This window comes from Flavobacterium sp. 102, from assembly GCF_003634615.1.
Classification (GTDB): Bacteria; Bacteroidota; Bacteroidia; order Flavobacteriales; family Flavobacteriaceae; genus Flavobacterium.
The window spans coordinates 786,442-811,100 of the sequence record NZ_RBKX01000001.1 but is presented as its reverse complement, the minus strand read 5'-3'; the positions used below and the strand labels follow the sequence as shown (position 1 = coordinate 811,100).

23 protein-coding genes are annotated in these 24,659 nt (G+C 34.0%); 7 read left to right on the top strand and 16 right to left on the bottom strand.

What is annotated here, in order from left to right:
• Positions 1-64 precede the first annotated feature (64 nt).
• Complete coding sequence (locus C8C84_RS03605; protein ID WP_121312230.1) at positions 65-1,120, top strand: ferredoxin--NADP reductase; 1,056 nt, start codon at positions 65-67, stop codon at positions 1,118-1,120.
• 34 nt (positions 1,121-1,154) lie between these two features.
• On the opposite strand, the gene C8C84_RS03600 is transcribed toward C8C84_RS03605, so the two are convergent.
• Together C8C84_RS03600 and C8C84_RS03595 are read right to left on the bottom strand one after the other, a co-directional pair.
• A complete protein-coding gene (locus tag C8C84_RS03600) occupies positions 1,155-2,153 on the bottom strand; it encodes a glycosyltransferase family 9 protein (RefSeq protein ID WP_121314959.1) in 999 nt (332 codons plus the stop codon).
• A 57-nt stretch (positions 2,154-2,210) separates the two neighbouring features.
• Positions 2,211-2,816 (bottom strand): DUF4254 domain-containing protein, encoded by a 606-nt coding sequence (locus tag C8C84_RS03595; protein WP_121312229.1) that lies wholly within the window; start codon positions 2,814-2,816, stop codon positions 2,211-2,213.
• Between the two features lie 134 nt (positions 2,817-2,950).
• Here C8C84_RS03595 and upp point away from each other — a divergent pair, with 134 nt between their 5' ends.
• Entirely contained in the window at positions 2,951-3,604 is a 654-nt protein-coding gene (gene upp, locus C8C84_RS03590) for a uracil phosphoribosyltransferase (protein ID WP_121312228.1), read from the top strand.
• Here the strand turns inward: upp and C8C84_RS03585 are convergent.
• Complete coding sequence (locus C8C84_RS03585) at positions 3,599-4,528, bottom strand: DUF6427 family protein (protein ID WP_121312227.1); 930 nt, start codon at positions 4,526-4,528, stop codon at positions 3,599-3,601. The two genes, upp and C8C84_RS03585, sit on opposite strands and share 6 nt — an antisense overlap.
• A 45-nt stretch (positions 4,529-4,573) precedes the next feature.
• Here C8C84_RS03585 and C8C84_RS03580 point away from each other — a divergent pair, with 45 nt between their 5' ends.
• Positions 4,574-4,804: a uracil phosphoribosyltransferase gene (locus C8C84_RS03580; RefSeq protein WP_121312226.1), complete on the top strand. Its 231-nt coding sequence runs from the start codon at positions 4,574-4,576 to the stop codon at positions 4,802-4,804.
• On the opposite strand, the gene purD is transcribed toward C8C84_RS03580, so the two are convergent.
• Positions 4,796-6,070 (bottom strand): phosphoribosylamine--glycine ligase, encoded by a 1,275-nt coding sequence (purD, locus tag C8C84_RS03575; RefSeq protein WP_121312225.1) that lies wholly within the window; start codon positions 6,068-6,070, stop codon positions 4,796-4,798. The two genes, C8C84_RS03580 and purD, sit on opposite strands and share 9 nt — an antisense overlap.
• Before the next feature lie 105 nt (positions 6,071-6,175).
• On the opposite strand from purD, the gene C8C84_RS03570 reads away from it, so the two are divergent.
• Genes C8C84_RS03570 through C8C84_RS03555 form a run of 4 tightly spaced genes read left to right on the top strand, consistent with a single transcriptional unit; the run spans position 6,176 to position 11,183 of the window.
• Entirely contained in the window at positions 6,176-7,501 is a 1,326-nt protein-coding gene (locus tag C8C84_RS03570; RefSeq protein WP_121312224.1) for a T9SS type A sorting domain-containing protein, read from the top strand.
• Positions 7,502-7,558: 57 nt separating this feature from the next.
• Positions 7,559-8,872, top strand: coding sequence for a phenylacetate--CoA ligase family protein (locus C8C84_RS03565; RefSeq protein ID WP_121312223.1), 1,314 nt, complete (start codon positions 7,559-7,561; stop codon positions 8,870-8,872).
• A 3-nt stretch (positions 8,873-8,875) separates the two neighbouring features.
• On the top strand, positions 8,876-9,961 hold the full coding sequence (wecB, locus tag C8C84_RS03560; RefSeq protein WP_121312222.1) for a non-hydrolyzing UDP-N-acetylglucosamine 2-epimerase: 1,086 nt from the start codon (positions 8,876-8,878) through the stop codon (positions 9,959-9,961).
• 37 nt (positions 9,962-9,998) lie between these two features.
• Positions 9,999-11,183 (top strand): glycosyltransferase family 4 protein, encoded by a 1,185-nt coding sequence (locus C8C84_RS03555; RefSeq protein WP_121312221.1) that lies wholly within the window; start codon positions 9,999-10,001, stop codon positions 11,181-11,183.
• On the opposite strand, the gene C8C84_RS03550 is transcribed toward C8C84_RS03555, so the two are convergent.
• The 12 genes from C8C84_RS03550 to C8C84_RS03495 form a co-directional block, all read right to left on the bottom strand.
• Positions 11,180-12,547 carry an undecaprenyl-phosphate glucose phosphotransferase gene (locus C8C84_RS03550; RefSeq protein WP_121312220.1) on the bottom strand — a complete coding sequence of 456 codons (1,368 nt, stop codon included), beginning with the start codon at positions 12,545-12,547 and terminating at the stop codon, positions 11,180-11,182. The two genes, C8C84_RS03555 and C8C84_RS03550, sit on opposite strands and share 4 nt — an antisense overlap.
• A gap of 6 nt (positions 12,548-12,553) precedes the next feature.
• Positions 12,554-13,537, bottom strand: coding sequence for a UDP-glucuronic acid decarboxylase family protein (locus C8C84_RS03545; protein WP_121312219.1), 984 nt, complete (start codon positions 13,535-13,537; stop codon positions 12,554-12,556).
• A 6-nt stretch (positions 13,538-13,543) separates the two neighbouring features.
• The gene (locus tag C8C84_RS03540; RefSeq protein ID WP_121312218.1) at positions 13,544-14,896 is read right to left on the bottom strand and encodes an O-antigen ligase; all 1,353 of its coding nucleotides are present in this window, start codon (positions 14,894-14,896) and stop codon (positions 13,544-13,546) included.
• Positions 14,829-15,944 (bottom strand): DUF1972 domain-containing protein, encoded by a 1,116-nt coding sequence (locus C8C84_RS03535; protein ID WP_121312217.1) that lies wholly within the window; start codon positions 15,942-15,944, stop codon positions 14,829-14,831. The genes C8C84_RS03540 and C8C84_RS03535 overlap by 68 nt, the downstream gene beginning before the upstream one ends.
• 54 nt (positions 15,945-15,998) lie before the next feature.
• Entirely contained in the window at positions 15,999-17,162 is a 1,164-nt protein-coding gene (locus tag C8C84_RS03530) for a glycosyltransferase family 4 protein (protein WP_121312216.1), read from the bottom strand.
• Entirely contained in the window at positions 17,159-18,385 is a 1,227-nt protein-coding gene (locus C8C84_RS03525) for a hypothetical protein (protein ID WP_121312215.1), read from the bottom strand. Before C8C84_RS03525 ends, C8C84_RS03530 begins: the two co-directional genes overlap by 4 nt.
• Positions 18,385-19,062: an acyltransferase gene (locus tag C8C84_RS03520; protein WP_121312214.1), complete on the bottom strand. Its 678-nt coding sequence runs from the start codon at positions 19,060-19,062 to the stop codon at positions 18,385-18,387. The genes C8C84_RS03525 and C8C84_RS03520 overlap by 1 nt, the downstream gene beginning before the upstream one ends.
• A gap of 42 nt (positions 19,063-19,104) precedes the next feature.
• Positions 19,105-20,370 (bottom strand): oligosaccharide flippase family protein, encoded by a 1,266-nt coding sequence (locus C8C84_RS03515; RefSeq protein WP_121312213.1) that lies wholly within the window; start codon positions 20,368-20,370, stop codon positions 19,105-19,107.
• A 69-nt stretch (positions 20,371-20,439) separates the two neighbouring features.
• Positions 20,440-20,811 carry a hypothetical protein gene (locus C8C84_RS03510; RefSeq protein WP_121312212.1) on the bottom strand — a complete coding sequence of 124 codons (372 nt, stop codon included), beginning with the start codon at positions 20,809-20,811 and terminating at the stop codon, positions 20,440-20,442.
• Between the two features lie 65 nt (positions 20,812-20,876).
• A complete protein-coding gene (locus tag C8C84_RS03505) occupies positions 20,877-21,797 on the bottom strand; it encodes a glycosyltransferase (RefSeq protein WP_121312211.1) in 921 nt (306 codons plus the stop codon).
• Positions 21,790-22,920 (bottom strand): FAD-dependent oxidoreductase, encoded by a 1,131-nt coding sequence (locus C8C84_RS03500; protein WP_121312210.1) that lies wholly within the window; start codon positions 22,918-22,920, stop codon positions 21,790-21,792. Before C8C84_RS03500 ends, C8C84_RS03505 begins: the two co-directional genes overlap by 8 nt.
• Positions 22,920-24,659, bottom strand: coding sequence for a glycosyltransferase family 39 protein (locus C8C84_RS03495; protein WP_121312209.1), 1,740 nt, complete (start codon positions 24,657-24,659; stop codon positions 22,920-22,922). Before C8C84_RS03495 ends, C8C84_RS03500 begins: the two co-directional genes overlap by 1 nt.

Below are 24,659 nucleotides of genomic sequence, written 5' to 3'. Positions count from 1 at the left end.
TTAGGTATAAATTATTATTTTCTCAAAAGTGAATCGTTCGTTACCTTTGCAAAAAACAAATTTCATGTCTTCATTCTATAAATTACATATCAAAGAAGTAAAGCGCGAAACACCTAGCGCTATTTCTGTTGCTTTTACTATTCCGGCCGAATTAAAATCGGTTTACCAATTTACCGCCGGTCAATACGTTAATCTTAAATTGACGCTTGACGGACAAGAAGTGCGTCGTGCTTACTCGGTTTGTTCTTCACCTAATAGTGATGAATTGCGCATCTCGATTAAGTCGGTGAAAAGTGGTCATTTTTCTAAATTTGCCAATGATAATTTGAAAGCCGGTGATATTTTAGAAGTAAGTCAACCCGAAGGAAGATTTACATTTGAACCTACTTTTTCAAACTTAAAAAACTACGCAGCTTTTGCCGCAGGAAGTGGCATTACACCGGTAATGTCTATCTTAAAATCGGTTTTGGAAGGCGAACCAAACAGCTCTTTTGTATTGGTTTACGGAAATAAAAATCCGGAAGAAACCATCTTTCACGATGAACTTCACGCCTTACAACTAAAATATGTCGGAAGACTTTTTGTGCACTTTGTCTACAGTCAAACCAAAGTTGAAAACGAACTTTTTGGCCGAATCGATAAGTCAACGGTAAACTTCGTATTGAACAACAAACACAAAGAAAAAGAGTTCGACAAGTTCTATTTATGCGGTCCGGAGGAAATGATTAATTTGGTTTCCAATGTGTTGAAAGAACACAGTATTCCGGAGAAAAACATCAAATTCGAATTGTTCTCCACTTCTACTGCCGCTGAAAATACTGTCGCTGCTTCTCATGAAGGTCATACCAAAATTACCGTAATGGTAGATGATGAAGAAACGACTTTTGAAATGTCACAAAAGCAAACTTTATTGGAAGCGGCTTTAAAACAAGGCATTGATGCGCCTTATTCTTGTCAAGGCGGTATTTGTAGTTCTTGCTTGGCACGAATCACTAACGGTTCTGCTGAGATGAAAAAGAATTCGATTTTGACTGATGGCGAAATTGCTGACGGATTGATATTGACTTGTCAAGCACATCCGACTTCTTCGGAGATTTATGTGGATTTTGATGATGTATAGAAAAGTGTTCAGTGTACAGTAAATAGTGTTCAGTTTATGCTAAATGCGACTGAATACTGCTTATTATTTTCTGAACTGATATTGTTCTCATTACATCTTCGTAACCGACTACTTTTTTGTTCCCGTAAACCGAGGTAGGCAATAACGGATACTTTTCTCTATCGGAAACCAAACAGTTTTCCATCGGTTGATTGAACGGTTTGAAGCCAGCGTAAGGATGCGTTGCGCCCCAAAGTGTGATGACATTTACACCTAACATCGCTGCAATATGCGCATTTCCGGAATCCATAGAAAGCATAATGTCTAAATTGGAAATCAATTGCAATTCTTGTTCGAAAGATAATTTTCCTGCAACTACAATTACATTTTCTTTGGTTGTTGCCAAAATGTTTAATTGCGCTATTTCTTTTTTGCCACCGCCAAAAAGGAATATTTTATAAGTCTGATTTTTAGCCAAATCATCAACCACTTTTTGCATTAAATCTAACGGATAAACTTTGCTGTCATATTGGGCAAATGGCGCGATTCCAATCCATTTTAGTGTTTCTTTTTCGCTAGAAACTTTTAGGATATCAGCGGATAAAATCGCTTTTTCGGGGAATATCGGATTGTCTAAATCGACAAAAAAATCGAGCTTTTTAAAAGTTTCAACATGTCTTTCCAACATTGATTTTACCGGTTCGAAGATTTTGTTTTCGGCACGAGTTAAGGCTCTTTTATCGGCTCTACCTTTATCAGTGTGTGCTACTTTTTTTCCGCTTAACGCGAATAAATTTCGAACGACAATAGAACGCAGCACGTTATGCAAATCAGCAACGGCATCAATGTTCAGTTTTTTTAAATCAGAATACAATCGGACTAATCCGAAAAAGCCACTATGTCTTCCTTTGACATCAACGGCAAAAAAACTGACATTGGGAATTTCGTCAAAAAAAGGTTGGAAAAACGGACGCGAAACCACGGTGATTTTTACTCCCGGATTTTGGTGCACAAATGCTCTGATAACAGGAACCGTCATCGCGACATCGCCCATGGCTGACAATCGGATGACGGCTATATGTTGGATTGGGTTTGACAAATGCGTCGGGATTTATTTCTTATTTTGATACAACACCGGATTCAAATCGTCGTCGTTGTACATTTTCATTTGCTTGTACACTTTCATGAATTTATCGCCGTTTTCAATATCGGTCAACAAATCGTTGATAGAAATAAACATATCGCTTTTTTGGTCCAACAATACATTCAATTTTTCTTGACATTTCGCTCTGTGTTCGGGTGAAGCTTCAGCACGAGTCGCTTCTTCATTCATGTGGTAAATTTTCAACGCCAAGATGGATAAACGGTCGATAGCCCATGCCGGACTTTCGGTATTGATTTTCGCATTTGGTTTTACTTGAACGTCTTTGTGTTTTTGCAAAAAATAGCTGTCGATATATTCTACCATATCGGTACGAACTTGGTTTGAAGCATCGATTTTTCTTTTCAAAACCAAAGCGGCTACCGGATCAATATTTGGGTCACGAATAATATCTTCATAATGCCATTGAACGGTGTCTACCCAGTTTTTGGCATACAATAAATATTCGATAGTTCCTTTAGTATAAGGGTTTAATGTAGGTTGATACACATCGTCAATAACGTGGTAATCTTTTATACTTTGCTCGAAAATAGGAAATGCAAATTGTGAAAACATAGCTTAGATTTTTATTTTATTTAACTTCGTTCCGTTCACCTTAACGGCTCGGGTACATAAAATTCGACCAAAAGGTCTCTGGTGCAAAGATAGTTTTTATACTTTTACCATAACATACAAAATTAAAGTCGTCCATGCACATTCATTACATTTCAGAGCAGAATAGTATTCTCAATCATTTTTTGGCCCAAATTCGCGATGTCAACATTCAAAAAGACAGCATGCGTTTTCGAAAAAACATCGAGCGCATTGGTGAGATTATGGCTTATGAATTGAGCAAAACTTTAGAATATAAAAACATTGAGGTACAAACGCCTTTGGGGATAAAACACACGACTACCATTGCTGACCATGTAGTTTTATGTTCCATACTTCGTGCCGGATTGGCTTTACATACCGGTTTTATGAATATTTTTGACAATGCCGAAAACGGATTTGTTTCTGCTTATCGCCATCATTATAACAACGATGATAAGTTTGATATTTTGGTCGAATACCAAGCAGCGCCGTCTTTTGAAAATAAAAATCTGATTTTAATTGACCCGATGTTGGCCACCGGACAATCTTTAGTAGCCGTTTTGAATAAATTACATTTGGAACAAAAACCAAAGGAAATTCACATTGCCGTTGTAATTGCCGCACCGGAAGGCATAGCATTTCTAGAAAAAAATCTACCGAAAAACTGTCATCTTTGGGTTGCTGCTTTAGATGAGAAACTCAATGAGAAAAACTACATCGTTCCCGGTTTGGGTGATGCCGGTGATTTGGCTTACGGCAGTAAATTATAACTGAGCAAAAAAGATAAAAAAACTTCCTAAAATTAGTATTAACAATACAATCTCTTTATACATCTTGTTTTGAGAAAACTCAATGTTATTGGTACACATTAAAGACAAAGGCATTAGGGTAAAAATCAACATACTGTTATTTTTATCGGGAGAAATTAGAAAAACAATCACTCCAACGATAAAGGCCAAAATCATTTTTTTATACGATGCTTGTAAAATAAGTGGTCTGTTTGATACTGTGAAAATTGTTGAAAAAACAAAGTATAAGGCAATTACGGAATAAAAAGAAAGCGCCACATTTTGATAATTATTAGTAAAATAATCAAGCTCAAAATTCATTCGCGTTTGATTAAAAATATGGTCTATCCATGTTTTATCAAAAAACAAAGCCGCGGCGAAAAAAACTACCGCTGTAGTTACAAAGGCTACGAATGGTAAAAGCCAATTTCTATAATCTCTCGACACGTGAAAGATGATAGAAATATAGACTAAAACGATAAAAAGTATACACCAAAAATGGAATAAGGCGGCAATAAAAATCCAAATGGATGCATCAAAAATCTTTTCTTTGGGTTGTTTTAAGGTCTGCAAAGAAATTAATCTTCTGATGGCCAATAACAGAAAAAAATTGGCAAATAATATATTCGTATTGTTAAAAATTGACTGAAAAAGGGCCAGGAAAAGCAAGAAAAAGAGAATGGCAAAACTGCTGTCTTTTGTTAATCCATTTTTTTTTACAATAAAATTAACTAAGAAAAGAGACGCTAATAATAAGACCAATGCTTCAATAGTATTTAGAAATCCATCGGATAAATTTTTCGGGTGAAGGTCACTCGATTTATGTAGAAAAAAGAAAAACAATACTAAAATTACAATTAGCGAATAATTTAGAATTGTAGATTTTTTAAAAACACTTGTTATCATGAGGATATTTTATACATTTGTGCTGTAAATATAACATTTTATAAAATGAAAGCATTTTTTGAAGGCATTCAAACTTTATTCGTAGACTTTTTATTCAAACCACTAGATTGGTTGCGCGCATTAGAATTAAGCAATTGGTGGTTAGCCAATATCATTAGTTGGGTTTTAATCATTGTTTGTTGCAAATACATCGTTTACTGGTGTAAAGAATTGAAGAAGCATCAAGACAACAACGAAGAAAACCAAGACACTACGGCTCATTCTTTCTTAAGCTAGATCGAAACCGATATCTTTTCTAAAATACATCTTATCAAAATGTAGCTTGTCTATATTTTGGTAAGATTTTTTTATGGCCTCTTGAAAGTTGTCTCCAAAAGAAGTGACTGCCAACACTCTTCCACCGTTGGTTACTATTTTGCCGTTTTCGATTTTAGTTCCGGCGTGAAAAACTAATGAATCTTCTACATTTTCAATTCCGGTAATTTCAAAACCTTTTCCGTAATCTTCTGGATATCCGCCAGAAACTACCATAATTGTGGTCGCGCTTCTTGGGTCGATTTCTAAAGTAACGTCATCTAGTTTTTGATTCGCAACCGCCTGAAATAATTCCACTAAATCTGATTGGATTCTTGGCATTACGACTTCGGTTTCCGGATCGCCCATTCTTACGTTGTATTCGATTACCATTGGTTCACCTTTGACAATGATTAATCCGATGAACACAAAACCTTTGTATTCGATTCCGTCTTTTTGCAAACCTTCAACAGTTGGTTTTACAACTCTGGTTTCTATTTTTTCCAATAAAATTTTATCCGCAAAAGGCACTGGTGAAACAGCACCCATTCCGCCGGTATTTAATCCGGTGTCACCTTCGCCTATTCTTTTGTAATCTTTGGCCGTTGGTAACATTTTGTGATTTTTACCATCAGTCAAAACAAAGCAACTCAATTCGATACCGTCTAAAAATTCTTCTATAACCACTTTTGAACTGGCGGTTCCAAATTTGGCATGAACCAACATATTTCGCAATTCGGTTTTAGCTTCTTCTAAATCATTGAGAATTAAAACGCCTTTTCCGGCAGCCAATCCATCTGCTTTTAAAACATATGGTGGTTGTAGTGTTTCTAAAAACCTGCATCCTTTTTCAACTGTTTCTGAAGTAAAACTGTCATAAGCCGCTGTTGGAATTTTATGTTTGATTAAGAATTCTTTGGCAAACTCTTTACTTCCTTCTAATTGTGCGCCAATTTTTGACGGTCCAATTACCGGAACATGATTTATGTCGTTGTCGTTTTTAAAAAAATCATAAATGCCAAGAACCAAAGGATCTTCTGGTCCAACAACCACCATGTCAATCTTTTCTTTAATTACAAACGCTTTGATGCTCTCAAAATCTGTTGGGCTAAAAAAAACATTGGTAGCAATTACAGCCGTGCCAGCGTTTCCTGGTGCAACAAAGAGTTTTTCGCACTGTGGACTTTGAAGTAATTTATAGGATAAGGCGTGTTCTCGACCTCCGGAACCAAGTAGTAAAATTGTCATTTTTAATGTTGTGTGTTGTGTTAAAAGTATGCAAAAATACAAGTATTCTTTTTTTGTTCCTCAATTTTGATTAATTTAGTTGCGAAATAAAAAAACTATACTCAAATGAAAAAAATTTTACTTTCTTTTTCTCTACTTATTTTAGGATTTAGTTCGAATGCTCAATCATGGAACGCACAAGCAACCGGTTTTGACTTTCTAAGCAGAGGTCTTTCAGAAATTCATATTGTAAATTCTAGTACAGTCTGGGCATTAGCTTATGATGGATTAGACGCAGAAAATGTAATTCAAGAGTTTACGATGACTACCGATGGAGGAAATACATGGACTCCTGGAACTATTAATGTTGGTGACCCAGCTTTATCCATTAACAATATCGCTCCAATTAGTGCTACTACTGCTTGGGTAAGTGCACTGACTCCAACTGTAGGAAATAATGGTGTTATTTACAAAACTACAGATGGTGGTGTTAGTTGGGAACAACAAAATGCCGGCGCTTTTAATGCTGCAAGTTCATTTATCAATGGGGTTCATTTTTTTGATGCTAATAATGGTGTTTCTTTCGGAGATCCAGTTGGTGGCGAATTTGAAATCTATACAACTTCAGATGGTGGTGAAACATGGACTTTAGTACCGGGAGCAAATATCCCAAATCCTCTAGGTTCAGGCGCATCAATTGAATATGGATACAATGGCGGAAACGCTGCAATTGGTAATACTATTTGGTTGGTAACCAGCAAAGGAAGAATTTTAAAATCTTCTAACATGGGACTTAATTGGACTGTTTCTCAAGCACCGGTGACTGATTTTGCCGGAACAGCACAAAGTGCAAGATTAACCATGAGTTCTCTTACTAATGGTTGTTTGTTAAAAACTGCCGGGACAACTTACACATTTTATAAAACCACTGACGGTGGTGCCACTTGGGATGCAGGAACTCCATTTACCGGAGCTTATAGAGTTTTGACTTATGTTCCTGGAACTACAACTTTAGTTGCTACATCAGCTGGAACGCCATCTGGTTCTGCCTATAGTAGTGATAATGGTACTACATGGATTCCAATTGATTCAGGAGAACAAAGAGGTACTGTTACTTTCTTAGATGGTTCTACAGGATGGTGTGCAGGATTTAATGAAGATCCTTTTACAGGTGGTGTATTTAAATTTTCCGGAACGTTATCTAACAATGATTTTAATACCAGTAAGTTTAGAGTATATCCAAATCCAGCTACTTCATTTGTAAATTTACAAACGGAAGGTTTAGATTCATACACTTTAAAAGTTACCGATTTATCAGGAAAAGTAATGGTTACAAGAGAATTCAATGGTGTTGAAAACACTCTTGACATTTCAAATTATGCCGCTGGTGTTTATTTCTTTGAAATTAATTCAGCAAGCAAATCAGAAACTATTAAGATTATAAAAAATTAATACTAATAAAATAGTATTTTTAAGGGCTGACATTTGTTAGCCCTTTTTTTTTACTTTATGCTCAACATCTTCAACTTATCGCTTCAACTCAATGGCTATCCGATGAAGGATGCCCAAGCTGAATTTGAAAAAATTCAATCCTTAAACGAAGCAAACTATGAAAGCTATTTAACTGAAAAAAGAAAAGAAATTGTAGCTTTTCATCTTAAACACAATACTTCCTACAAAGAATTAATTGGGGATAGAATGTCAGATAATTGGAATAAACTTCCGATAATGACCAAAAAAGATTTTCAAAAACCATTATCACAAAGACTTTCTGAGGGTTATAATCTCAAAAATGTCTATGTCAATAAAACATCCGGTTCCAGTGGTGATCCATTCATTTTTGCTAAAGATAAATTCTCTCACGCTTTAACCTGGGTCAATATTTTTGACCGATTTGGATGGTTTGGGATAGATTTCAATTCGTCTTTACAAGCTCGTTTTTATGGAATTCCGTTAGATTTTATAGGCAACACCAAAGAACGTTTCAAAGATTTTTTAAGCCATCGTTATCGCTTTCCTATTTTTGATTTATCAGATAAAGTTTTGGAAACCGTACTGGAAAAATTCAAACAAAAACGTTTCGATTATATCAATGGCTACACTAGTTCGATAGTATTGTTTGCCAAATTTTTGCAACAAAAAAACATCCTTTTAAAAACCGTTTGTCCAACTTTGAAATGTTGTGTTGTTACTTCGGAAATGTTATTCGATGATGATAAAAAACTACTCGAAAAACAATTTGGTGTTCCGGTAGTCAATGAATACGGCGCTTCCGAATTGGATTTGATAGCTTTTCAAAATCCTGACGGCGAATGGCAAGTCAATTCTGAAACTTTATTCGTAGAGATTTTAGACGATGATAATGCTGTTTTACCTAATGGAAAAGAAGGCCGAATAGTAATTACGTCTTTATACAACAAAGCACATCCTTTCATCCGATATGATATTGGTGATGTTGGGATTTTAGACGAAAAAAGCACGTTCAAAAAACCAATTCTTAAAAAATTAATCGGAAGAACTAATGATATTGCCATTTTGCCAAGCGGTAAAAAATCTCCGGGATTGACTTTTTATTATGTAACCAAAAGCATTATTGAAGACGATGGAAATGTAAAAGAATTTGTCATTAAACAAACGAAAATCGATACTTTTGATATTGAATACGTCAGTAAAATCGAATTGACATCAATACAAATAAAAAATATTGAAAAAGCCATTGCCACCTATTTGGAAAGTGGTTTAACGTTCAAATTCACCCGAAAATCAACATTAGAAAGAAGCAAAAGCGGCAAATTGAAGCAGTTTATTTCGACAGTAAAATAATTTATGAAAATCACCATAATTGCAGGCGCCAGACCCAATTTTATCAAAATCGCTCCCATCATCAAAGCGATTGAAAAAAAACAATCCAAAGGAACAAACATTTCTTATCGGTTGGTTCATACCGGTCAACACTATGATAAAAATCTCAGTGAAACCTTTTTTGAAGAGCTGAATATTCCGCAACCGGATGCCAATTTGGAAGTCAAAAGTGGGACTCAAGCGGAACAAACTGCTGCCATTATGACGGCTTTTGAAAAAGAATTAATCCAAAATCCGAGCGATTTGGTTTTGGTCGTAGGCGATGTCAACTCGACTATGGCTTGCGCAATTGTTGCCAAAAAACTCAATGTAAAAGTGGCACATGTCGAAGCCGGAATTCGTTCCGGAGATATGACTATGCCCGAAGAAATCAACCGAATTGTAACCGATAGTATTACCGATTATTTCTTCACAACTTCAACAACCGCCTCAGAAAATCTTATAAAATATGGTGCCAATGCAACGCACATTCACTTTGTCGGCAATGTGATGATCGACACTTTATATCAAAACCTCACTAGAATTTCGCCACCGCAATTTTGGGATGAATTTGGTTTAGTCAAGAATAATTACGTCATTCTGACTTTACATCGGCCTTCGAATGTTGACGAAGAAAAATCGTTGATTGCGTTGCTGCAAGGCATTGATAAAATGGTTGGCGACAAGAAAATAGTTTTTCCGATTCATCCGCGAACCAAAGCTATTTTGGGAGAAACCAAACTGATCCTAAAGAATATTCTTTTGGTAGAACCTCAAGGCTATTTGAATTTCATGTTTCTGATTAAAAACAGTTTTGCTGTGATTACGGATTCGGGCGGAATTTCTGAAGAAACTACGGTTTTAGGAATCCCATGTTTTACGATGCGAACAACTACTGAAAGACCTGAAACTATAAAAATTGGAACGAATAATTTAGTTGGAACTTCTATTGAAAATTTAACTTTAGAATTTGCAAAATTTCTAAAAAATGGTTTGTCAAAAAGAGGAATTCCTGAACTTTGGGACGGATGCGCCTCAGATCGAATTGTTGCTGTTTTGCTAACCAAATAATCTCTCGCACAAGCGCAAAGTTTAATATTGTTCTTCCATGAAAGAAATTCTAATCATATCCAATTATTATCCGCCCGAAAAAGGTGCCGCTGCGAACAGAATTGAGCAATTGGCTTTGAAATTACATCAAAATAATTATAAAGTTGCTGTAGTTTGTCCGTTAGGAAATTATCCCAAAGGCGAATTGTGTCCGGAGTATAAAGGTAAATTTTCTGTAACCGAAAATCGAGATAATATTACCGTGAAGCGACTTTGGATTTATCCCAGTGTCAGCAAAAACATTTTGGTTAGAATTGTTTCCATATTGTCTTTTTCATTGAGTTTGTTCTTTTATTTACTGTTCAAAAAAACACCTAAAAAAGTAATCGTTCAATCACCGCCGTTATTGCTTTCCTTTATTTCGGTTTTGGTGCTTTCGCTTAAAAACAAAAAAATAATTCTAAATGTATCCGATTTGTGGCCCTTGGCTGCAATCGAATTAGAGGCTTTAAAAGCAGGTTCCTTTTCGCATAAGCTTTCATTATTTTTTGAGCGATTTATTTATAAAAAAGCCTCTTTAATTTTGGGACAATCCAATGAAATTATTACGCATGTAAAAACCATTACTCCTGAAAAAGAATGCTTTTTATATCGAAATTATCCTGACCATCAAGTGTCTGAAATGGAATTGAAAACCGTCGAAAATCAACCGATTAAAATTTTTTATGCCGGATTGTTAGGCGTAGCCCAAGGCGTTTTAGAACTATGTGAAAAAATCAATTTAAAGGACTTAAATGTTGAACTGCATCTGTTTGGCGATGGTGCAGAGAAAAACCAAATAGAAGTGCTTATTTCGAGTAAAAAAGAACAAAAAATATTCTTCCACGGTATGATGGAACGAAAAGAGTTGCATGAAACTTTAAAAACTTTTGACATTGCCATTGTTCCTTTGAAAACCAGGATTTACGGATCAGTTCCTTCTAAAATTTTTGAATATGGTTCTTTGGGATTTCCTATCCTTTATTTTGGCGGTGGCGAAGGAGAAACAATAGTCGAAGAGCACAATATAGGTTGGGTTGCAAAAGTGGAAGATTTTCAAGATTTGAACCAAAAACTGGTTGCCATTTCAAAGATGAGTAAATCCGATTTGGATGAAATGAAACTAAAAATTTTCCATACCGCCAAAACTGCTTTTCATTTAGACAACCAAATTAAAGATTTGGTAGCGAAAAAGGTTTTTTAATATGCTTTCTCTTCTCCTTTAAAGATGTTAATTACCGTTTGAAAAATGATTTTCAAGTCCATGATGATTGACCAATTTTCTATGTAAAAAACATCAAGTTTGATACGATTAACCATATCTTCTTCGGTTTCGATTTCACCTCTGAATCCTTTGACTTGTGCCAATCCGGTAATTCCGGGTTTTACATAGTGTCGAACCATGTATTTCTTGATTTTACTGGCGTAGGCTTTATTTTGAGACCATAAGTGTGGTCTTGGTCCAACAACGGACATATCACCTAATAACACATTGAAAAACTGGGGCAATTCGTCCATACTGGTCTTTCTCATCAGTTTACCCATTCGGGTAACTCTAGGGTCATTTTTAGAGGCTTCTTTTTCGGTAAATCCATTGACTTGCATCGAACGGAATTTGTAACAAAAAAATTCTTCTTCATCTAATCCCGGTCTTCCTTGTTTAAAAAACACCGGCCCTTTTGATTCTAATTTTATTAAAATAGCCAGTACAGGAATCAGCCATGACAATATGAAAACAATCACGCATAATGAAAATGCTATATCAAAAGCGCGTTTGAAACCCTTAATAAGGGGATTATGTAATTGTGTTTTTTGTAAGGAAAGAACAGGGAATAATTCGTAATAATCGACTTTTAGATTTTTGGAGAATATCTCTTTTGAATCGGGAATAAACTTTATCGCCTTTTTATTATCGTCTGCAAACTCCACTAACTCTTTTAGTTTTTCGTTAGAAATTTCATTTAAGGAGCAATAGATTTCGTCTATTTTATTTTCAATGGTGTATTTTTTCAGGTCTTCTATTTTACCTATAATTTCAGGATTTTGTTTCTTATCTGAAAAATAACCATAAAATCGATAGCCATAGTCTTTTCTGTTTTCGAATACTTCTTTTAAACGAATGGCTTCCGGCGTGTAGCCAATGATTACGGCATTTCTGAAGTTACTTCCCGTTACAATTCGGTACTTTTTTAGGTAAAAAAACAAAAAATATTTGAACGTCAGTATGATCACAAAGCTCAAGGTGATAAAAATTACAATCGCACTACCACTAAAAATTGCCGTTTTGGCAAAAGGAAAAAAGGCGATAACTACGAGTAAAAAGAGACTGAATTGCTTGACCAGTTTGGTAATAATCTCAACCGGCGTGGTAAACCTAAACACTTCATAGTATTTTACAATTACAGCAATCAGAAACCAGGTAAATGTTTGATATAGCAAATAGTAAAACTCGTTAAGTTTCAATTCACTAAAGAAATACAAACTCAATGTTGTTACTACAATCAGATCGAATAAAATGCTTATCGGTCTTATGTATTTTGAATATCTTCCTGTTTGCTGTGCAACCATAAAATACTAATGGATATATCCTTTAAAATCTTTGTGCTCTTCTTTTAAAAGTTCTTCGTTCGAAAGGGATTTGAAATAATCGTAAGTTAATTTCATTCCTTCGTCTCTCTTTACTTTAGCTTCCCATCCCAAAATTTCTTTGGCTTTGGTTGTATCAGGTTGGCGCTGTAAAGGATCATTTATCGGGAGTGGATGATACACTACTTTTTGATTGGTTCCTGTTAGTTTTATGATTTCGTCTGCAAAATCTTTAATGGTGATTTCATCAGGATTTCCAATATTAACCGGATACACATAATCTGAATGGAGTAATCTGAAAATACCTTCTACTTGGTCTGTTACATAACAAAACGAACGAGTTTGGCTTCCGTCTCCAAAAATCGTTAAATCTTCACCTCTCAAAGCTTGTCCGATAAAAGCGGGAATTACACGACCGTCATTGAGTCGCATTCTTGGACCATAAGTATTAAAAATTCTAACGATTCTGGTTTCTACACCGTGAAAAGTATGGTAAGCCATAGTTATCGATTCTTGAAAACGCTTCGCTTCATCATAAACGCCTCTTGGGCCGATGGTATTAACGTTTCCATAATATTCTTCTGTTTGAGGATGAACCAATGGATCGCCGTATACTTCCGAAGTGGAAGCAATAAGAATTCTGGCTTTCTTAACTCTGGCCAAACCTAAGAGATTGTGAGTTCCAAGCGAGCCTACCTTCAATGTTTGAATTGGAATTTTCAGATAATCTATAGGGCTTGCGGGTGAGGCAAAATGAAGGATATAGTCGATTTTTCCCGGTACATGAACAAACTTAGTCACATCATGATGATAAAACTCAAAGTTTCTATCTTTAAATAAATGCTCAATGTTTTTCAAATCTCCTGTAATTAAATTATCCATTCCAATTACAAAATAGCCTTCTGCTATAAACCTATCACAAAGATGGGAACCTAAAAAACCTGCCGCTCCGGTAATTAATATTCTTTTCATATAATTTTATGCTGCTTTGGAATTATTTATTGTAATTCCGGAATTAAAAAGACAATACATTATCGTAAAATACACTACGCCTCTTTGTCTCCATAAAAATGATTCCGTCAAAAATAAACTTATCATTAGAATTGCGAAAGCAAAATGGACAAAATCTTTCGATTTGTATGCTATTTTAACGTTAATAACAAACATTAACAACAATAATACAAAACCTAAAATACCTAATTCGGCGAAATTTTGAATATACTGGTTGTGAAAATTTTTGGCTTGATAGCCTTCTGTTTCGTCATTACCCATGAAAAGATTGTAATGCTTTGCCTTTTCTTCAATTTTAGGATAAGAAGCATTTAGTCCAAAACCGGTTAAAAATACATTTTCTTCACATAACAATTCTGTAAAAATTCTAAATTGGTATACTCTAAAAGCTGTTCCCGGAAAGTAATCATTTGGTGTGAAAGTCTCATTTGACCATGCTTCTTTCAAACTTACATAATGGACTCCGATCGGAACTCCTTCAATGACATTAGCACTTAGACTTTTATTGGTATTGGTTTGAAATTCTTGTTGGAATCTGGTTTTTATTCTGCCAAACGAAAAAATTAAGCCGATGATTAGACCGAAGACGATTAAGTTTCGCAAGCGCAGTTTGTGTGATGCTTTTGAAAAAAAGAAAAGATGAAGTATGACCAATAAAATAAATACCAAAATAATATTTTTTGAAGAAAGCAACAGTACAAAACCAAAAAGCAATACCGATAAAAATATATCCATTCTCGATTTTATTTCCTTGGTAAAAAAATAGAAAAAGGCTACGGCTACAAATACAGAAACATGAATCGCATTAAGCAATTTAGGTACTAATCCAAAATTATCTTCGTTGGTTCCATGATAGAAAAATACTCTAAAATCTTGTAAAACGAAATAGCGAATAACTGCTCTTATCAGATAATAAACCACCAAAATGGCAATAAAATAGCTGTAATAAGAGATGATTTTCTTTTTTTCATCTTTAGAAAAATCTTTGATAAACAAAAAGCCTAATGGGATAATCAGTAACGAAACTTCCTTTGATAAGGCTGACAAAGTGTTCTCTTTATCGATGGACCAAAAATAGGATGCAGCCATTAAAGCATAGAGTAATATTGGTAAAATCAAATGGCTTTGAAAGAAAAAATTAGCTTTTCGGAAGTTAATTACGGCTACTGCAAAAAACAATCCTAAAGCAATGTTATTCATTGCGTAACTCAGCGGAACGGTAACTAAGACTAAAAGTACAGGAATAAAAGACCTATTTTCTTTGCTTTCTTTTATCAGATTTTGAAAAACATTCTTCAAAGAGTTGTAAGTATTCCCCATTTATTTTTTCCCAATTAAATTCATTGACGATAGCGTCAAAATTGTTTTGAACTAATTGCAAGTTATCATTTTTTTTGATAGTATTCAGAATATTTTTTACCTCTTTGGCATTGGAAAAATAATGACTATTCTCTTTTAAAATACCTTTATTAAAGTCGTTATGGTGAGCAATTACCAATGCTTTTGAGGCCATTGCCTCTAACAATGACGGATTGGTACCGCCAACCGAATGTCCGTGGAAATATAAATTTGAAAAGTAGCGAAGGTTATTTAAATGTTCCAAATTGTACAGACCACCGATGAAACGAATATTTTGATGGGCTTTGAATTTGTTTTTCAAATAGTCACCATATTTGGTTTGGTGTTTTCCAATAACAAGGATAGGCGTTTTATCTTCATTCATCGCAACGCCTTCCAACACCATATCAAGGTTGTTTTCAGGTTCGAAGCGCGCCATTATCATATTGTATTGTTCTTTTTCGACGTCATATTCTTTGAGAATGGCTTCATCGGGATTGGCAAAAGGGTAAGCTCCGTAAGCAATATAAGTTGACTCTTTTTTGTATTTCTGTAGCAAGAACGTTTGAATTCCCAACGAATCCGAAACTAAAAAATCGCTGCTGTTGGCAGCTAATCTTTCGGCAAATCTCAGGAATTGCTGAACCGGTTTGGAATACTTGGTTCTTTTCCACTCTAACCCATCCATATTGGTGATGATAATTGATTTTTTGGGCAAAAGAAAATACCAAATAGAGTTGCTGGTATAACCCAATTGCAAAATGATATCAAAATCTCTTTTTCGAGAATCCATGATGCAATTGTAATCATAAATAAATTGTCCAAAAGTTCCCATTTTGTGTTCGGGATCGTATTGGTGAATGATATTTACACCATGAAAATATTTTTCCTGAAAAGGATGGTCGTGTGAATTATAGCAATACACTTCGTGACCTTGTTCAACCAGATATACCGAAAAAAATTCGGCAAATTGTTCAAAACCTCCGTAATAATTGGGCACACCACGAGTTCCTAGTATGGCTATTTTCATGCAGAAAATTTTTTTTTTTAAAGGTGCAAAAATAGGGATTTAAATACCGGAAATTTAAATTTTTTCAAAAATGTCCTCGAATTTTTCAACGTGTTTTTGCAAAGAAAAATGATTAACGGTTCTGGTATAACCATTTTCGCCAAAAAGTTTTCTCTTTTCACCATCTACTATAATGCTTTCTAAAGCAGAAGCCAACGAAGAGGCGTTTTTTGGCTCGAATAATATGCCTGTTACATTAGGCAATACTATTTCCGTTAAACCACCATGATTGGCAGCAATTACCGGTTTTTTTGAAAGCATTGCTTCAATAGCCACCATTCCAAAAGGTTCCGGTTCAGTTGACGGTACGACTGCAATATCGATTGAATCCCAAAATTTCCAAATCTCTTCCTGAAAAGGAATAATCACGACTCTTTCAGTAAGGGCGAAATCGGTTATTTTTTGCTTTAAATCTATTTCAAAAACGTCTTGGTTTGGTGGTGCTGAACCGATAAAAACCAGTTTGACATTTTGATAGTTGCCGGCAATTTTGTGAAATGCTTCCAACAGTAATTGTTGTCCTTTCCAGCTGTTGATTCTCCCGACTAGTGCTATGACAAGCTCATTATCAGCAACTTTGAAATATTCTTTCCTAATGGCTGCAATCTCTTCTTGGCTAGTGTTTTGCTTTTGGGCAACATCTAAACCATTCCAGACAAAATGGGATTTTTTAGCTAATTTTTCATTGTCTTTTATCCAAAAATCCATCGTGGTTTTCGAATCATAAGCCGCTACATGATTACAGTCCAACGATAATAATTTCACGAATCCTTTGTTAAAAATTACCGGTTTGGCTATAATTTCCTGAACATGCCAAAGGTGTTTAATTTTGTTTTTTTGGGCAAAAAAAATGCCTATCAAAGCGGCCAAAGTATGTGAATATACAATGCTGAAATTGTATTCTTTATGAAGTGCATTTAGAGTTTTTAGTCCGTCGCGGTATTCTTTGAAGAAATTTAAAATGCCTTTTGGGGTAAACATTTTTCGGTAAAGCTTTAAAACCGGAGCAATAACTACTTCAATACCATTCTTTTCGAACTCTCTTTTTAATGGTCCGTCAAAAGGAAGTATAACTACTGATTTGTATTTTTTTTTATCCAAACTTGAGATAAACATTAAAATCGTTTTGTCGGAACCGTAAAGTTCGGCCGATTGGTGTATAAAAAGGATGCTTTTCATTGATTATTTATTTTCTCTCTATAGGCAATTAAGAATCCTATAAGTATCGATTTGGTTTCTGTTAAATTATAAAATCCTAAAAATACCCAATTAGATACTAAGAGGAAAACACCTGTTCCTATAAAAAGAAGGTTAATATTATTGACAATTGGTTTCTCTGTTTTGAGTTTCCGGAAGAAAAATATTATGGTAAACAAATAAATAAAAATACCAAGTAACCCTGATTTCAGAAAGACAATCATAAATCCGTTGTGAAGTATAGATATGAATCTAAGATGCATGTCGCCCAGCCAAACATGTTGCTTCAAATCGATTTGGGAACCAATTCCTTTCCCAAATATTGTGGGTGTTACTCCATCTCTGGTCACTTGACGTATGGTTAAAATGTTTTCATAGGAACGATAATTGTCATTGAAATCCCTATAGTCTTCTCTATTGATTTTAGTTTTAAACGGCTCCATTGGTGCCACTTTTAATTTATACAAAAATCCTTCAAGTCCATCTGCGCCTCGTCTTGGATTGGTTGAAACTATTACAGAGTAGCCAACCACAGAGGTAATGATAATACTACCTATAATGATTAATGCTTTTTTATTGATTACCAAATAGCCTTTAACAGCTATAAAAAGTATAACGAATTGGATAAAATTGGTTCGAGCCAAATACATAAAGGCAGAAAAACCAACAATTATTGTAAGTATCCTTAATGTCTTTTTAGAATAATCAAGCTGAAACTCTTTGTGAAATAATAAAATGATAAACGTATAAATTTCATAGTCACTAAAATAGCCCGAATAAAATCTTAGTTCTGACACTGTTCTTACTCCATGGATAAAAATGGCATTTAGGATAATTAGTATGTGACAAATAGCAATAAAAAAACCTGTTTTAACTATTAATCTGAAAGCAGTTTGAAAATTCCGACCACACAACTGGTATCCTAAAAAGAATCCGATCATCGGTTTACACAGATAGGTTATGTCTCTAATCATCAAGTATTTTTGGTAGTCGTAATTAAACGAAACTACAATCGCAATGAGTAAAATTAGAGCGTAAGGAATGATTAATTTAAATAGAGAAACCGAATATTTTCTCTGAATTGTAAGTATAAAAGCTAAGCTCCATACTGATATCGTTGACTCAAAATTATCTAAATAAGGTACCGCAATACAAAGTATAAACAGGAATTGATGAAACCAATTATTAGGAATGATTATTTTCATTAGGCTAACGTTTTGATTACTTTGGCCGGAATTCCGCCAATAACAACATTATCCGGATAGATTCCGTTTACAACTGCTCCGGCGGCAACAACGGAATTGTTTCCGACAGAACAACCATCTAAGAAAGTAACTTTAGCACCAACCCAAATATTATTGCCCAATTTAATGCCTTTAGAGGTTACGCCTTGTTCTCTGATTAGTTTTGAAATATCGGTAAAATTGTGGTTTTCCGAATGAAAAGAAATATAGGAACCCATGATTACATCATTTCCTATTTCAATGCCACCCGGCGCACCAAAATGCGTAAAATCACCTATGGCCGAATTGTTTCCCATAGTCAATCCTTTACCGAATTTTGAAAAATGGCTGGTTGAAAGTAATTTGGAATAGCATCCAATTTTGACACAATCGCCTAAGATAATTTTCTCTGACGCAAAACCGTCTATTTCACAGTGGCTTCCGATGGTAACGTTTTTACCAAAAGTAATGTTTCGGGAATTGAGAATTCTTGTATTGCTACCGATGAATACTTTTTTTCCTGTTTTCAAAAACCCTCTAACCAACATAACCATTCGATTATAAAGTACCGAATAAATCAGTTTGGTCGGGATTCTGTCATCAATCTGATAACTTTTCCCTGATTTTGAAAGCATTTTTTGAAAAAATCTTTTAATCATCTAAGCGCAATTTTACTAAACGCCTCAAAAATACAATAGTTTTTAACTTGTGCGAAGAAATAAGCTGTTTTTAATCGTTTTGAAAAAAATGAATGAGGTAATAATTTCAGTGGCGATTAAGGCAATAAGCACTCCTAAAACATGGTAAATTGGCGTAATTAACACAATAATAATCAAACTTATTATCGTAATAATCATGGTAAATTTAACATATTCACTTTGCTTATTGGAACCTAAAACCAATTGTTTCATGGGAATCGTAATACTTTGTAGTATCGGAATAATGGTGGCAATCTTTAGTAGATTGCTGATAGATGTTATTTCTTTCGGATTAAAATAGGAAACAATTTCAACTGAAAAAAACATGATGCCTATCATTGATACAACAATAAAAAGCAAGTTCAAACCATTGTAAAGTTTCCAGAAACGAAGCGCTTCTTCGGTACTTTTTTCTAATAAATAACACACTCTCGGATAAACAAAATTAAAGAAAAGTAAAATATAGGTTTTAAAAATGACGATGATTTGGTCGATGATTTTGTATTGTCCTGCCATCACATTTCCACCAAAAAAACTGATTAACACTATTGGAGAATACATTTGGAGTGACACAAAAATCTGTGAAGAAAAGATGGAAAAATTCTCTTTAATCATTTGGATTACTTCGGTCTTTTTTACATTTGAGAAAGAAAAAGAATGATGAAAAACAATGTAAAACCAAGTAATTCCATAGGCAATAATCATTCCGATTCCCCAAAGGAGATTGCTGTAAACATAATCTTCTGCTTTGTTGATAAAGAGAAAAACACCAATTAGGTAGATTACTTTTGACAGAATATTGAGAATGGTTATCCATTTAAAATTCTCTATGCCTTGCAAAAACCAAGTTGGGTTGATGTACTGCCCAACGACCATAGACAAGCTGAAAAAGAAAAGTGTTTTTTCTTGATTGAAATAAGGAAAAAAGTAGAAAATAATTGAAACCAAAACCAACATTGCTATCAACAATATTAATTTGGTTAAATAAGTTACGACAAAAATTCGCTCCAATTCCGGCTGGTTTTCCCGATTAATGGCCACTTCTTTTACACCGACAATTTCAGAACCATAATCAACAAAAACCATGATAAAAAAGGCCAATGCCATTCCTACCCCAATTTTCCCATAACCTTCTTCGCCGCAAATAGAAACGATGTAAGGAATGACCAACAATGGTGTTATCAAATTAAACCCTTGCCCAAAACCATAAGTGATTAGGTTGCTGAGTGGTTTATGATTTGAAATATATGTTTTTAAAAATTTCAGCATTAAAAGGAAAAAAAAACCACAAATAAAAGACAGCTTTCATTTGTGGTAATTAATTTTTATTGTTTTGGGTTACTTAACCGTAATCTCATTAGGGAATTCTGCAGCTGCGCTGTATTTGATGGCATCTTCATTTAAAAAAATCTGAATGTAAGTGCCGGCAACTTCATACCCTAAATAAGGCACTAATTGTCCGTCAGCTAATTCTAAAGTCTTACCGTTTTTGATTAACTCTTCTTTCTCTTTAGAATAATCAGTTAAAAACATTTTATATTTAATTCCAACTCCTTTTTGCCAATTTTCATCTGTTAAATTAGTTAAGCTAAAACTATTTTTCTTTTCAACAGCAGTTTCTGCAGTTTTTGTTTCTTCAGCTACCTTATTATCTTTGCAAGAAATTATAGTAAGAATAGCAAATGCACATAAAATAAGACGTATTTTCATAAAAATGTATTTTAATTTTTTTGCCAAATTTATACATAATATAACAATATTCAACTTTTTTGTGTCTAAATTGTTTCTATTGACTCATAAAGATAGACTTTTTTGGAATAAACTAATTCAACCAACAATGACAGGTATTTTATGATAATGGCCAATAAGAAAAACAATCCCGAAAAACTTCCCGAAATCAAAATCATCAATGTTGTCCAACCTTCAATTGGTTTTTGATTACTGAAATAAATCATGAGTGTGTAAAAAACGGTTCCCAACGTGAATAAGAACAACAACATTGTTATAGCAATCGAAATTCTGAAAGCCAAATTAGTGTAAATAATCAGTGTGTTTATGGCCATTTTATTCCTAAAAAGATTGGTGCTTTTTTCTCTGTTTTGATTTGGCACATAATCAATCGAACTGATTTTTAATCCACTGTTGGCATAAAGCGCTTTTCTGTATGGAATTGATTTGCTGATAGAATAAGCTCTGTTGATTGATCTTCGTGACAAAACTCTGAATCGGTCAGACTGAATTTTATAACGGCTTAAGGAGAAATAATTATACACTTTATAAAAAAGTGTTGACATCAAAGAATTTGATTTTAAAGGTGAAACCGTAACGATATCGTTTCCTTCAATAAGCTGACGGTAAGATTTTTCAATTAATGAGATGTCGTAATCAATTAGCAAATCGTCAAATTCATATATAAAATCTCCTAATGACAAGTCTACACCTGCTGTCATTGACACTTCAATGCCTTGATGGAAGCTCATCTGGACAATGGAAATAGTGTAATTCTTTAGCTCTGAATTTTTTTTTATTAATTCAACCGAACTGTCTGTAGAGGCATCATTTACAATTACAATTTCAATCTTTTCAAATAGTGCTTCTAAAGCATCGGCTATTTTTTTAACAAACGGAACGATAACATTCTCATTGTTATAAAGATAAAGAACGGCCGAAACTACTTTTTTTTCTTTGTTAATCATCGTTTAAAATATCATTTAAATCGTATACCGTATTAATTTTTCCAGATAAGACAGAAACAAAGGTAGGTTTACTGGAGTGTTTTTTTATTATAGTTGGCCTGGAATCATCAATTTCTGATTCTTTTAATATTGGTTTTATGGAAAATAATGACTCTACATATTCTAACTCGATTTCTTCTTTTAAATATTTTTTGGCCAATGACTTCATGTATTGCCAAGAAGTTTCCGGTTTTGCTACACAAGCATTGCAATTCCCTAACTGATTTGGAGAACAAGTTCCGTTGCTTCTGGTTTGGCATTCAAAAGTCGGTAAATCATTATTACTGGTTGCATGCGGTGTATGGGAAACCGAAGTCAGTGTGTGAAGTCCTGTTTTTCCAAATGGCATTAATGAAAAAAAAGGGCCGTCCATTACCGTTATTCCAATGTTTTTAAAATTGTCACTAACCTTGCAAAGAATTACTTCACAAAGTTCATATTTGATCTTTATTTTTTCAAAATCTAACAGTGATATAATTTGATTTACTGAAGCATAGCTCGAGTTTAGCAGATAAGGTGTTGACAGCGTTTCTTCGTTTTGTAATGTGATTAAATAATTTATTTCCTCTTTTTTTATTTCTTTAATTCTGGAATTATAAACAATATCCACATTTTCTAAGATTGCCATTTTCTTTAGAATTCCTGTCATCAGAATTTTAGCATCATAAGTACATTCTCTAGACAGATAAGCTCCTTCACATACATTTGGGTTGAAAAACTCGGCGGTATTTATTGGTTTACAAGGTATTTTAGAATCATTGCAAAACTTTTCAAACTGCTTGCTATTGGTCCATGAAAAATTTTTAGAAATAGCGTATATTTTATCAAAACTTTCATTGATACAATAGCCGTAATCTTCTAGGAATTGATTGTAATAATTGGCTGATTTCGTTGCGGTCGTATAAGATCTAGGATAATGATATCCCATATGAATTCGAGCCTGATTAATATATGTTGCTCTCATAAAAGGTTGCTTGTCGTATTCTAAAACCAATACTTTTTCGCCTTTTTCGCCACAAACTAATGCAGAATACAGACCGTACAATCCGGCTCCGATTATGATTTTATCATACTGCTTACTCATTATCTATTGATGATTTCAATTATGTTTGGATAAGAAGCTACCTCAGAATAAACTTTTGTACTTCCGGCTATTTGTATCTGAATATAAGCTCCGGCTTTTGCATAACCAACAACATTAGCGATTCTTCCGTCTTTGAATTTTACTTTGGAAGCTCTTTTAATCTTTTCCTCATTTTCTGCAGAAAAATCCAATAATAACATATTGTAATTGGTACCTACGCCACCAATCCAATTTTGATCAGTAAGATTGGTTAAAACAATACTGCTTTCCGGAAAATTTTGTTTGTTTTTAACCACATAATGTCTAGTCCAGCAATCAAATAAATCTTTACTTTTTTCTACTATGAATTTTTGGTCTAAAAATTTCTGTTCTTGCTCCTTTACTTTATATGGGTTGCCATGAGCATCAACATACCAAAAGGATTGCACTTTTGTTGAATCCTGTTCCATTTCAACTACATAGTCTTGCAATGGTTTTCCTTTTAATGTCATCATTACTTTGTCATTGGCCAAAAAATGGGAAAAATGCCAACCCAACGTTGTAACAACCGGATCATTAGAGGTATTGTTATTAATTATAAACTGGGTAATCTCTCGGAACTGTGTCTTTGAAATCGATGTGTAATAATTATTATTTATAATGGTTTGATATAACAATCCAACTGAAAAAAGAAGTACAACTAATGTGGCAATCAGGTTGCTTTTGATTCTGTAAATCGAAATCGAAATTAAAACAATCAAAGCCGGTAAAATAACTATAAAATAGCGGCTTACAATCATTGGAACTGTCAAATAGGAACGTAAAATTGGTATGGCTAACACTATTAATAACCATGAAAACAATATTATCGAACTCAAAAACAGCTTGTTGGAAACAATATCAGAATAGGTTTTCTTGGTTTTTGGTTCTTTAACTTGTATAAAAAGATAGTACAACAGCGCCAAGATGGAAAGCGTTAAAATAAAGTCTGAGTTGCCACAAAAATCTTTAAAAATTTGCTTGATAGTTTCTATCGTAGTCGGTTGAATCCAAAATGCCTTTATTTCGGTAACTCTTATTAAAATTTTTATAGCCGGAATAAAAAGCAATAAAGTAACTATGCCAGAAATAAAGGAATTGACAAAAAACGATACCCTTGTAGCTTTATCTGATAAAATCAAAAACACTAAAAGAACAAAATACTGTGAGACAATTACAAACAAACCAAAGAAATGACTTGAAAGCATTAATCCAGCAAAAAGACCATAAAAAATTGCGTTTTTTCTATTTGGTTTTTTTACAAATTTTACCAAAGCTGTAAATGCCAAAATGGTGAAAATCAGTAAAATAATATAAGGTCTGGCTTCCTGGGAAAAAAACAAATGAAACGGATTGAGACACAAAAGCAAAGCTGCAATTAAACCAACTTGTTTTGAGTACAACTCTTTCCCGAACTGGTAAATAGTAAATATGCTAATTATCCCTAAAACTGCCGAAAAAACTCTAGCAACTATTGTGGTATAACCAAAGATTTTAAAGAGAAAATAAATGCTGTAAAAATATAGCGGTGGCATTTGTTCACCAGTGCTAATGGCTACATAGACATCCGACATTGACTGCTTCGGATTAGCTTCAAGCATAGTGTGAATTTCATCTAGCCAAATACTTTGATAATCTAAATGATAAAATCTTAATATTGCTGCAAAAATCAGTATAGCTATTAAAGCATAATTCGATTTAGTCCAGTTAATTTCTTTCAT